The organism is Empedobacter brevis NBRC 14943 = ATCC 43319 (assembly GCF_000382425.1).
GTDB lineage: Bacteria > Bacteroidota > Bacteroidia > Flavobacteriales > Weeksellaceae > Empedobacter > Empedobacter brevis.
The window spans coordinates 132,022-144,771 of record NZ_KB908297.1 but is presented as its reverse complement, the minus strand read 5'-3'; the positions used below and the strand labels follow the sequence as shown (position 1 = coordinate 144,771).

General features: G+C 32.9%; 10 protein-coding genes. 8 read left to right on the top strand and 2 right to left on the bottom strand.

The window, feature by feature from the left end:
- The first annotated feature begins 3 nt into the window (after positions 1–3).
- Together H277_RS0112000 and H277_RS0111995 are read left to right on the top strand one after the other, a co-directional pair.
- On the top strand, positions 4–1,533 hold the full coding sequence (locus H277_RS0112000; RefSeq protein ID WP_019975842.1) for a helicase HerA-like domain-containing protein: 1,530 nt from the start codon (positions 4–6) through the stop codon (positions 1,531–1,533).
- A gap of 4 nt (positions 1,534–1,537) precedes the next feature.
- On the top strand, positions 1,538–2,911 hold the full coding sequence (locus tag H277_RS0111995; RefSeq protein ID WP_019975841.1) for an exonuclease domain-containing protein: 1,374 nt from the start codon (positions 1,538–1,540) through the stop codon (positions 2,909–2,911).
- A gap of 59 nt (positions 2,912–2,970) precedes the next feature.
- On the opposite strand, the gene H277_RS0111990 is transcribed toward H277_RS0111995, so the two are convergent.
- Positions 2,971–4,371: an OmpA family protein gene (locus tag H277_RS0111990; protein WP_019975840.1), complete on the bottom strand. Its 1,401-nt coding sequence runs from the start codon at positions 4,369–4,371 to the stop codon at positions 2,971–2,973.
- Between the two features lie 82 nt (positions 4,372–4,453).
- A complete protein-coding gene (gene folK / locus H277_RS0111985; RefSeq protein ID WP_081623218.1) occupies positions 4,454–4,963 on the bottom strand; it encodes a 2-amino-4-hydroxy-6-hydroxymethyldihydropteridine diphosphokinase in 510 nt (169 codons plus the stop codon).
- On the opposite strand from folK, the gene sppA reads away from it, so the two are divergent.
- From sppA to rodA, 6 genes are all read left to right on the top strand, one after another.
- Complete coding sequence (sppA, locus tag H277_RS0111980; RefSeq protein WP_338107162.1) at positions 4,845–6,662, top strand: signal peptide peptidase SppA; 1,818 nt, start codon at positions 4,845–4,847, stop codon at positions 6,660–6,662. The two genes, folK and sppA, sit on opposite strands and share 119 nt — an antisense overlap.
- A gap of 168 nt (positions 6,663–6,830) precedes the next feature.
- Positions 6,831–7,856, top strand: coding sequence for a rod shape-determining protein (locus tag H277_RS0111975; protein WP_019975837.1), 1,026 nt, complete (start codon positions 6,831–6,833; stop codon positions 7,854–7,856).
- 14 nt (positions 7,857–7,870) lie between these two features.
- Positions 7,871–8,722, top strand: coding sequence for a rod shape-determining protein MreC (gene mreC, locus H277_RS0111970; protein ID WP_019975836.1), 852 nt, complete (start codon positions 7,871–7,873; stop codon positions 8,720–8,722).
- Positions 8,712–9,227, top strand: coding sequence for a rod shape-determining protein MreD (mreD, locus tag H277_RS0111965; RefSeq protein WP_019975835.1), 516 nt, complete (start codon positions 8,712–8,714; stop codon positions 9,225–9,227). Before mreC ends, mreD begins: the two co-directional genes overlap by 11 nt.
- A complete protein-coding gene (gene mrdA / locus H277_RS0111960; RefSeq protein ID WP_019975834.1) occupies positions 9,224–11,209 on the top strand; it encodes a penicillin-binding protein 2 in 1,986 nt (661 codons plus the stop codon). The genes mreD and mrdA overlap by 4 nt, the downstream gene beginning before the upstream one ends.
- Positions 11,178–12,722, top strand: a complete 1,545-nt coding sequence (gene rodA / locus H277_RS0111955; protein WP_019975833.1) for a rod shape-determining protein RodA — start codon at positions 11,178–11,180, stop codon at positions 12,720–12,722. The genes mrdA and rodA overlap by 32 nt, the downstream gene beginning before the upstream one ends.
- The last annotated feature ends 28 nt before the right edge of the window (positions 12,723–12,750 follow it).

Genomic DNA, 12,750 nt, shown 5'->3' with positions numbered 1-12,750 from the left:
AAAATGAACCAGAAAGAGAGTTTTATTCAAGAAATGCAAAGTCGTTATTCCTATAAAAATGATAAAATAGTTTTAGGAAAAGCGAAGTTAGATGGAGAAATTGTGGAAGAAACCGAGATTTCGGTAGCTCTTAAAACAATGAATCGTCATGGTTTAATAGGCGGAGCAACAGGAACGGGTAAAACAAAATCTTTGCAGATTATAGCAGAACAACTTTCTTTAAAAGGAGTTCCAACATTGTTGATGGATATCAAAGGAGATTTGTCTGGAATCGGTGCAGCTGCAAATGTGGCTGATAAAAATGCACAGGAGAGAATGGACTCGTTGAATTTGCCATTTGAACCTCAGGCTTCACCAGTAGAATTATTATCAATTTCTGACGAGCCCGGAGCAAGATTACGTGCGACTGTAAGTGATTTTGGTCCAATCTTGTTCAGTAAAATTTTAGAGCTGAATGAAACACAAGAAAGTATTATCTCGATTATATTCAAATATTGTGAAGACCGGAATTTGCCATTAATTGATTTAGAAGATATTCGACGTGTTTTACAATATGTAACAGATTCTGATGAAGGAAAGTTGGAATTAAATTCCAATTATGGAACAATTGCTCCGGCTTCATTGGGAGCTATTTTACGTAAAATTGTTGCGTTGGAACAACAAGGTGCTGCTAAATTTTTTGGAGAGCCAAGTTTTGATGTACAAGATTTGTTGAAAACAAAAGATGGGAAAGGAATTGTTAATATCATTCGGTTGATTGATATTCAGAATCAGCCGAACCTGTTTTCAACTTTTATGTTGAGTTTATTAAATAAAATTTATTCCCAGTTTCCGGAATCTGGAGATTCCGACAGACCCAAATTAGTTATTTTTATTGATGAGGCTCATTTGATTTTTAAAGAAGCAACCAAAGCTTTATTAAATCAAATCGAGACAATGGTGAAATTAATTCGTTCAAAGGGAGTAGGTTTATATTTTGTCACTCAAGTTCCCGGTGATGTTCCTGATGCTGTCTTGAGTCAATTAGGGTTGAAGGTTCAACATGCTTTAAGAGGTTTTACCGCAAAAGACCGTAAAGAAATTACAAAAGCGATTGAAAATTATCCGACAACAACTTATTATAAAGCAAATGAGGTTATTACTCAGTTAGGTATTGGAGAGGCATTTGTGACTGCTTTAGATGAGAAAGGTATCCCAACTCCTTTGGCTTATACGTATATGAGAGCACCTAACTCGAGAATGGATGTATTGACATCTGATGAAATTAATAGCATCGTTTCAAATTCAGATTTGGTCAATAAATATGCGACAGAAGTAAATAGACAATCTGCAAATGAAATATTGTCTCAGAAATTAGAGCAACAGAAAGAAAACGAAAAACCTACTACTAAAACAGCCCCAACAAAAAGAATTCCGAAAGAAAAAGATTGGACTGATAATCCGATGGTAAGAGATGTAAGTCGTACTGCTACACGGAAATTGATTGATCTGGGAATGAAGATATTAACTAATTTTTTAAAAGGAAAAAAATAAGCAAGTGTACGCGATTTTAGATATTGAAGCGACTGGCGGTAAAGTAGGAGAAGAGTCAATCATAGAGGTTGCTGTGTATAAGTATGATGGGAAAGAGATTATAGATCAATTTATATCATTGGTTAATCCGGAAAAAAAGATCGATCAATATGTGCAAAGGTTGACTCATATTACAGATAAAATGGTGCTTACAGCGCCGAAATTTCATGAAGTAGCCAAACGAATAGTAGAGATTACTGATGATTGTATTTTGGTTGGGCACAATGTCATGTTTGATTATCGGATGTTGAAACAAGAGTTTAACCGACTTGGTTATAATTTTCAGAAAGAGTGGATAGATACTTTTGAATATAGTGAAAAACTAATTCCGGGATTGCCTTCTTATTCTTTAGGAAAACTATGTCAATCTTTGGGAATTGTTGTGACGGATCGTCATAGAGCTTCTGGTGATGCTCGTGCAACAGTGGCATTATTTAAGATGCTTATAGATAAAGATTCCCAAAAAATTATCATAAAAAAAACAGGGTTAAATCAACCTAAAAAAGCACATTCAAAATATCAAAAACTTTTAGAAGGTCTACCTAACTCAATAGGTGTCTTTTATTTATATAATAGCAAAAAGCAATTAATTTATATTAGTAGAAGCAATAATATTGCGGGATCTGTCAATCAAATTTTCACTTCTAAAACATTAAAGGCTAATAAGCTTAAGCGGTATACACGCTCTATAAAGTATGAAGAGACCGGAAGTGGATTTCTTTCAGCGATAAAAGAGAATAGTGAAGTTTTAAACAATCAACCTATGTATAATACAAAATTGGTTGAGAATAAAGTCTATCCTTTCGGATTATATCTTTTAGCATCTAAAAGAGGTTATTCAAGGTTAGAAATTGGAAAAGTTAGGAAAGTGCAACCTGTTTTGAAATTCAAAACAAAAGAACGCGCAAAGGAGGTTCTAGAAAAAATAGTTAATGATTATAATTTATGCAAACAGGTAAATGCAGGTGTCAAGTCTGATGACTCTTGTTTTCAATACAAAGTGAATAAATGTAATGGAGCCTGTATAAAAGAGGAGTCAAGAGATGTTTATAATAAAAGAATTGAAGATTTTATTCTAACAACTGAATATCCATCCGATACTTTCTTAATACTTGATAAAGGTAGAAAAGGGACAGAGAAATCTTTTTATTTAGTTGAAAAAGGAGAGTTTAAAGGATATGGTTATTATGAATTTCATCATCAAATAAAATCATTAGAAAAGATTCATAATATTTTAATTCCGATTCAAGAAACAGATGAAATAAAAAATATGCTAAAATATTTCCTTTACAAAGTTTCATCTAATCCTAATCAAATTATCGTATTAGATGAATTATAAAAAATTAAATAAAAAAAGGTCCGTTTTAAACGGACCTTTTTTTATTTAATATGGAATATTTATTTAATTTCTTTGAAGACAACTCGTCTGTTTTCTAAATTTTTCCATGCCGGACAATTTGTAACAGGATTACATTCTGCCCATTTCAAATCAGATTTACCTCTTCCTACTGAAGATAATTTTGTTGTATCTACCCCTTTATTTGCTAGATAACGAACAACAGAAGCAGCACGTCTTTCAGATAATTTTTGGTTATAATCAACACCTCCAGCAGCATCTGTATGACCTTCAACCATAAATTTAAAGTCAGGATTTGCTAATAATACTTCTGCCGCATGATTTAATTTTTCATACGATTGCTCTCTAATACGATCAGAATCGTAGTCAAATTCGATACCTTCTAAGTAAGCATTAATTGTAGTTGCAACTTCGTCTCCAGATATTCTTACAACTTTTTCAGGACAACCTCCATTTGTTGGTGGGCCAGGAATTGTAGGGCATTTATCTTCACTGTCCGGAATTCCGTCACCATCAGAGTCTAAAGAACAACCAGATCCGTCTACGCGAATACCTTCTGGTGTTCCAAGGCATTTATCCCATTGGTCACATACACCGTCTCTGTCTTCGTCAATACATTCGAAAGGAGTAGGAACGATCGGAGCTTGATAACCTAAAGGAGATACCCATTGTAAAGCATCTTTATGTTTTCCTATTTTATAATGTAATCCTAGAGAAAAAGTAATCATATTATCGTCACGCCCTTCTTCTACATCAGCAGCGGTCCAATAACCAATTTCAGGTTTTCCAGAACCATCAAATTCTTCATCTCCAGACATTACGTACATCGCTCGCAATTCTAAATCAAATTTATCATTGACTTTGTATCGTAATCCAGCTCCTACTTGAGAATATACTGATTTGTCTGCGAGTTTTTGATCAGTAACTAAACCGTAACCGTTTCCAGAGCCGTAGAAATGTTGTCTATAGGCTTTGTATCCTAAAATACCAAATCCTCCATACAAATGCATAGCCCATTTAAATTCGGTTTTGTTATCTACTCTTCTCAATAAATTAGAAGCATTAACATCGGCTAAAACAGATATACCATTGTATTTAGTTATACCATGAGCTTTACCTTGAAAAGCATTGCCCCATGGAGTATTATCATATATGGTACCTTTTTGTCTCGTTTGTCCTAATTGGTATTGTAAACTTAAGCCAAAAGCATGAGTAATCTGCTTATTTACTTGTAGCTGAAAATCGTATCCCGGAGTGAAGTATCCTCCCCCCATCCAAGAAACTAAATCAGTGTTTTGTAAAGCATTTGCTCCTGCAAAAACTGAAACAGACCAATCGTTAAATTCTTTTTTACTGTTGTTGAACGGTTTTTCATCGTACTTGGTTTGGGCAGACACACAGACTACCGAACCCAAGATTAATAAAGATAAAAGTTTTTTCATAGGTTAGAATTATTTTATAACTAATAATATATAAAGCGTTGCTAATATATTTTACAAAACTAATGATTTAATAATTAATATCTTAAAAAAAAGATAAACTTTTGATAAAATCTCTTGAATAGTTTTGAGGGTGTGGGATTCTCAATCGGGAACAATGAATGAAAAGATTATTGTAAAATAATATATCAATATCTATTAGCCGATCCACATATTTTTCATTTTCTTTTGGTTGAAAATATGTTCTTCCCATTTTTTCTTCGATTTCTTTTATTTTTTTTAAAAGTTCAAATGGAGAAAATAGAGTAGTAATTTCAATTTTCTGATTCAAAAATAAATGATTTGTTGTAAAACCTTCCGCCTCATTTTCTAAAATATTTGACTCTTTTTTTATTTCTCCAACCTCTTTGTTTATAAGGGTTTTAGCAATTTCTAAATTGTTTTTTTTGTTTCCTAAGTTTGTTCCTAGTAACAAAATGGCTTTATTTTGCGACATATTGTGCAAAAGTAATAATAAATTAAAAATGAAAAACTTTTTCGGGAGAGTCTTCTCAACTATTATAGGAAATCTATTAACGTTTAGTGTGTTTATCATTATACTTTTCGTTTTGATATTTGTTTCAGCATTATCCACACCATCTAAAAATGTGAAGGAAGGATCTGTTTTAGAAATTTCACTTGAAGATCCTATTATGGAAAGTGATATGGATCGTTCAGTATCTATTTTTAATATGTCAAATGAATCAGGTGTATTTTTGCAAGATATTCTTCATTCTATTGAAGAAGCAAAAAATGATGATAAAATAAAGGGAATTAGTTTAAAACTAGATAAATTCTCAGGAGGAGCAACACAAGCAACAGATATTCGCAATGCTTTAGAAGATTTTAAAAAGTCCGGAAAGTTTATTTACTCTTATTCTAACTCAGGAAGTCAGTTGTCATATTATATAAATAGTATTGCAGATAAAATTTATCAAAATCCTTTGGGAGGAACTTTGTTGCAAGGTTTAAGTTCTAACATTATGTTCTATAAAAATGCAGGAGATAAATATGGAGTAGATTTTCAGGTAATTCGCCATGGACAGTTTAAAAGTGCTGTGGAACCGTATATGAGAACCAATATGTCCGAAGAAAATCGTTTGCAGTTATCAGAATTATTGAATGATGTTTGGGGTAATGTAGCCAATACGGTATCGAAGTCTCGCAAAATTTCTCCGGAGCAATTTAATCTTGTTACAGATAGTTTGTATGCATTTATTCCGGAAATGGGAAAAGAAAACAAAATTTATGATGTTCTTGCTCAAGAAAATGATTATCAAAAAATTTTATTTGAAAAACTTGGTTTGAAAGAGGAAAAATCAAAAACGAATTTTGAGGTTCTAGAAAAACATACGATTAAAGTTGAAGATTATTTTGAAACGTTATCAGAAAAATCGGAAAAAAACAAGATTGCTGTTCTTTATGCATCAGGAACAATTACAGAAGGAGATGGTTTTGATGGGATTCAATCTAAAACTTATGTTGACGCGATTCGTAAAATAGCTGGAAATGATAAAATAAAAGCATTGGTTTTACGTGTTAATTCGCCAGGAGGAAGTGCTAATGCTTCAGAAGAAATTTTATATGAATTGATGCAGTTAAAAACAAAAATGCCAATTGTGGTTTCTTTTGGAGATGTTGCCGCGTCCGGAGGATATTATATTGCACAGGCTTCTGATAAAATATATGCTCAACCGAATACCATTACAGGATCTATTGGAGTCTTTGGAATGATTCCTAATGCAAAGAAACTATTTAACAATATCGGTTTAGATTTTGACGAAGTAAAAACAAATGCTAATGCAGATCAATTGAAATCTTTAACAACTCCAATGTCGGCAACAGCGAAGAATACGATGCAGAAATCAATTGTATTAATTTATGGCAAATTTGTGAACCATGTTGCGGCAAATAGAAAATTAACGTACGAACAGGTTGATAAAATAGGAGAAGGACGTGTTTGGTCAGGTACACGTGCAAAAGAAATTGGTTTGGTGGATGATTTTGGAAGTTTAGAAACAGCAATTCAAGAAGCAGCAAAATTAGCAAAGATTGAAAAATATTCAACCGAAAGTTTCCCAAAACGTAAAGATTCTTTTGAAGAATTTATGGACAATCTTCAAGGTAAGAATACCGAAGCTGCTATAGCGAAAGAATTAGGTTCGGATGGAATTAAGATTTATAAAGAAATTAAGATGTTGAACGAACAAAAAGGCGTTCAATTACGATTGCCTTACGATATTCAAATTCAATAAAAATCATAAAAAAGGGTTAAAAATATTTTAACCCTTTTTTATTGTTAAAATCTTCCTATTTTAGTAAAAATATTTACATGATTAAAAAATTAAATTCTCTTTTATAATCATGTAAATTTATTATACTTTTGTACATTCATTTTTAATAATACTGAGACATAATCAACGATGGGATTATTTGATTTTTTCACGCAAGAAATTGCGATTGACTTGGGGACTGCCAACACTTTAATTATACACAATAATAAAGTTGTTGTAGATAGTCCTTCTATCGTCGCTATACATAGAAGAACAAATAAAGTTATTGCTGTTGGAGAACAAGCAAAACACATGCAAGGGAAAACGCATGACGATATAAAAACAATTCGTCCTTTGAAGGATGGAGTAATTGCTGATTTTGAAGCTTCAGAATTTATGTTGACAGAGTTCATCAAGAAAATTCCTGGAATTCAAGGCAAATTATTTTCACCTTCACTTCGTATGGTGATTTGTATTCCTTCCGGAATTACAGAAGTTGAAAAACGCGCCGTTAAAGATTCTTGTGCGCGTGTTAATGCAAAAGATGTACGCCTTATCTACGAACCAATGGCTGCTGCTATTGGAGTTGGTATTGATATCACTCAACCCAAAGGTAATATGATTATTGATATAGGTGGAGGTACAACAGAAATTGCTGTTGTTGCATTAGGTGGTATTGTTTGTGACAAATCTGTTAAAATTGCAGGAGATGTCTTTACAAATGATATTGCATATTATCTAAGAACCCATCATAATTTATATATTGGAGAAAGAACCGCTGAACGTGTTAAAATAGAAGTAGGAGCTGCCGTTGAAGAATTAGAGCACGCACCGGAAGATATGCCGGTACAAGGTCGCGATTTGATTACAGGAAAACCAAAAGAAATTACTGTAAACTACCGCGAAATTGCTCGTGCATTGGACAAATCTATTTTACGCATTGAAGATGGTGTAATGGAAACATTGTCTCAAACTCCTCCGGAACTAGCTGCAGATATTTACAACACTGGTATCTATATGGCAGGTGGTGGAGCAATGTTGAGAGGCTTGGATCAACGTATCTCTAAAAAAACAGGTTTACCGGTTTTCTTAGCTGATGATCCTTTACGAGCTGTTGTTCGAGGAACGGGGATTGCTCTTAAAAATATAGATAAATTCACGTTCTTAATGAAATAGAAGAGTAAAAAGCAATGCAATATATTCTGAATGCGATTAGAAGAAATGGAATGCTGTTAATTTTTGTCTTTTTAGAGTTAATTGCGTTGTTTCTTGTTTTTAAGAAAAATATTTATCACGAAACTATTCTTGCTTCTGCAAGCACATCTTTCACAGGTTATGTGGACGATAAAATAGCTAAAATTACAAACTTTGTTCATCTACCTCAAACGAATAAAGAATTGATGGACGAAAATGCTTTTTTACGAGAGCAGTTAGTACATTTAGGTATCAAAGATGCTAAAACGAAAAAGTTTTATAAAGCAGATACATTAGGTTATCATCAAACTTATTCTTTTGTTCCTACTGAGATCGTAAATAATTCGGTTATCAAAACGCAAAACCTTTTGACAATTGATAAAGGTACGAATGATGGAATAGAAAAAGGTGATGGTATTATCACAAATAATGGTGTAATAGGTATTGTGACGTATGCCGGGAAAAATTATTCTCGCGCAATTTCTTTATTGAACAAAGACATTAATATCAATGCACGTATCAAAGGAAATCAATATTTCGGAACAGTAAAATGGGATGGTAAAGATCCTCGTTTTGTACAGTTGTATGAAATTCCTAAATATATCGAGGTCAAAAAAGGAGATATCATTGAAACGGATGGTAAATCGCCGGTTTTTCCGGAAGGAATTATGATTGGTAAAGTGGTAAGCAAGGGTGTAGATGAAACAGGTGAATTGAAAGTTCAAGTAAGATTAAAACAGGATTTTGCAAACCTTGCTCAAGCATATGTGGTAACAAACCTTAATAAAGTTGAAATTCAACAAGTAGAGAAATCAGATACTATAACAAACACGCAGAATGTTCAATAAAGATTTTTTAATCAATATTATCAAGATTATAATTTTAGCTTTACTTCAAGTTTTTGTCTTTAATCACATTAATTTCTTAGGAAGTTATCAACCATATATCTATATTGTATTTGTGTTGTTTTATCCTCCTTATCAAAACAAATATGCTTTATTAATCTTGTCCTTTCTTTTAGGGTTAATGGTTGATATTTTTGAATATACAGGAGGAATTCACGCTTTTGCATTAACGCTTATCGCATTTTTCAGAAATCCGATTATCAAATTATTAGCTGGAAAACAAGAATATGAAATGGAGTTTTTCTCGTTTAACTCTTTTAGTTTTGCACAATGGTTATTTTATTTGATTATTTTAATTCTTGGACATCACATTGTTTTATTACTTCTGGAAAACTTTAAACTGACCGGAATAGGTCCATTAATGTTGAAAGCATTGATAAGTTCAGGAATAACGTTTGTGTTTATCTTCATTTATAAAATTTTATTTAAAAATAAAGTTGGGGTATGAAAAAGTTGATGGTTGTCTATGCGTTAATCCTATTTATAGTTTTTTTATTTATAGGACGTTTGGCGTATTTGCAATTGTTTACAGATCGTTATACGCTAAATGCATTTAATACTTCAATTAAACAAGAAATTATTTATCCTAACCGTGGAGATATTCTGGATCGTAACGGAAAATTATTGGTGAGTAATACTTATTCCTATGAGTTAGATATTATTCCGGCAAAAGTGGTGAATGATTCCGGAGAAGTCATCAATGATTTTGATAAGATGAAGTTCTCTAAGATGGTTGGAATCTCAACGAATCAATTTGATTCTATTTTAACCAAAATTGTAACGGCTAAAGATTATAAAAAATTATCTCCATACCCTTTTCTTAAAAATATTTCGCGCGAAAGTTTTGCCAGAATGCAAGAACAATTGTACTTGTATCCTGCATTTAGCATCATCAAACGTCCTGAACGTAAGTATATGGTAAATTCTGCCGGAAATATATTGGGGTATATAAATGAAGCAAATCAAGCCTATATCAAAACAGATTCTACATATTATCAACCAGGTGATTTGGTTGGAATTGCCGGAGTCGAAAAATCTTATGAAAAAGATCTACGTGGGATAAAAGGGGTTAAAAACTGGATTGTAGACCGAACAATGAATGTTGTAGGACCTTATAAAAATGGTGATTATGACCGCCCTGTAAAAAGTGGAAAAACCGTTAATTTGACAATTGATTTTCGTTTGCAAGAATTAGCGGAACAAATGCTTCAAAATAAACGAGGAGCAATTGTTGCGATAGACCCTAGTAATGGAGAGATTTTGGCTTTAGCTTCTGGGCCAACAATTAACCCAAATGATTATTTGAATTCTAAATCGAGAAATGCATTAATTAACGATTCTATTTCTCGTCCTACCTATGATAGATCGTTACAAGGAACCTATCCTCCGGGGTCTACTTTTAAGATGGTGACAGCATTGGCAGGTTTACAAATGGGAACAATGACGGAGCAAACAACTTATGTTTGTAAACATGGTTTCCGTTATGGGAGAATGCATATTGGTTGTCATTGTGGGATGTATTATGCTCCACAGGGATTGGAACGTGCAATAGGGAAATCATGTAATAACTTTTTTTCTGAAGCTTATCGGGATATTGTTCGTAAGGATCCTAATGATTATAGTGTAGGAATTAACGAGTGGGCAGCAATTATGAATAGCTTTGGTTTAGGCAAATTCATGGGAACAGATTTACCAGTAGGGAGTAAAGGTCTTATTCCGACAGCAGAATTTTATAACAATAGATTTGGAGAAGGTGTTTGGAATCCTTATCGAATTATTTTCAACGGAATGGGGCAAGGTGATATTAATACAACGCCACTGCAAATGGCAAATTTTACAGCAATTATTGCCAATAAAGGATTTTTTTACACGCCACACATTGTTCGTCGTATTGATGGAAAACCTTTAACAGATTCTACTTATATGGTGAAGAAGAAAACATTGGTAGATTCAAAACATTTTGATATCATACATAGAGGGATGCGAAATGTATTTACAATGGGAACAGGACGTAGTTTCGATACAAACACTTTTGTTCAATTAGGTAAAACCGGTACCTCTCAAAATTCTCATGGACAGGATCATTCCTTGTTTGTGCTATTTGCTCCTGCAGATAAACCTAAGATCGCAATTGCTGCGATTGTAGAAAACGGATCATGGGGCACAACTTGGGCAGGACCAATGGCTAGTTTAGTTGCTGAGCTATATGTTACAGATACCATTAAACGTCCGGCGTTATTACAACGTATGAAAGCGGGGAATCTTCAAGGAGAATATAGACGCCAATGGATCGATTATTTGAAGCGCAAAGGATTATATGTGGAACCTGTGAAAAAAGATACATTAGCAGTTAAAAACGATATATTAAAGTTAAAAAAGGATTCAACAAAATTAAAGAATGAGTCAAAGCAGATTACTAAAAGGAATTGATTGGACAGTTTTGATCCTTGGGTTTCTTATCGTAACCTTTGGAATTATGAACGTTTACAGTGTCAATCCGGATTTAGGTGTGAAACAGCTGATCTGGTTTGGACTTGGAATGGTGATGGTTTTAGCTTTGATTATAGCGAGTGGAAACAATCGGAATTTCTTTGAGATTTATAGTCCCGTATTTTATATTGTTTCTTTACTTCTCTTGGTTGGGGTTTTGATTGTAGGAAAAGAGATTAATGGAGCGAAAGCTTGGTATAGGTTTGGTCCATTGAGTCTGCAACCTGCCGAGTTTGCAAAGATTGGAACAGCACTGCTTATAGCTAATTTTATCAATCATTCTAATGCAAATGTAAAAGATATTGGGTTTATAGGTAAAATATTGCTCATTATAGCAATTCCTGTTGTTTTAATTTTATTACAGCCTGATTTAGGATCAGTTATTATCTTTTGTTCATTAAGTATAGCGCTATACAGAGAAGGGCTTAATCCCTGGATCATTATAGCACCGATTATATTATTGATTATTTTCTTGATTTCGATTGTACAAATTCCTTTTTATGTACTTTTAATCTTAGGATTTATTATCCTTACAATAGCGTTGTTAATCTTGGCATTTAATTATAATCAGAATGTTGTAGATGCCATGCATGGAATTTTAATCGGTTTATCAATCTTCTTTTTATTATTAATTGGGATTTGTTACTTCGTAGAAGATCTTTCTGAAGAAACAAGAGAATCATTTGGACATCTTTTCCCGATGCGTTCATTGTTTTTTTCCGAACCAATATTTTTTAATACTGTTTTCTTTGGGGTAATAGGTTTTTTTATTTCAATTGTTCCCGTTCTGATTTTGAAATTAACAGAACAAAAAGAGATCAATAATTCTCCATTCAAAACTCAAGGAGGTTTAGCAGCAAATGTTTTAAATTTTAGCATTATAGCTTCAATTGTATTATTGTTATTTGCAAGCACTGTAAGTTTTATATCACCTATTATTTTCGAAAAATTACCAAAACACCAAAAAGAACGTGTAATGGTCTTGTACGAAGGTGAAGCGAAATACCGTGATACATCCGGATATAATTTATTGTACGCTAAAACAGCGATAGGTTCCGGTGAATTATATGGAAAAGGGTATAATCAGGGAACAATTAAAAAAGGTCGATTTGTACCTGAGCAACAAACCGATTATATTTTTACGACGGTAGGAGAAGAATGGGGATTTATCGGTAGTACAACCTTGGTGATTGTTTATGCAGTTTTTGTAGGAAGACTATTTTATTTGGCAGAAAACCAAAAGAATAAATTTGCTCGATTTTATGGGTATTCAGTTGCATCCATTCTGTTCTTTCACTTTTTTATTAACATTGCAATGGTGATAGGACTTTTTCCAACTGTTGGAATTCCACTTCCATTCTTTAGTTACGGGGGAAGCTCACTATGGGGCTTTACAATTCTGATTGGAATTTTTCTCATCATCCATTATAAAAATAGTCAAGGATTTATTTAAAAAATAGAATAAAATAAAAAAAGCTACA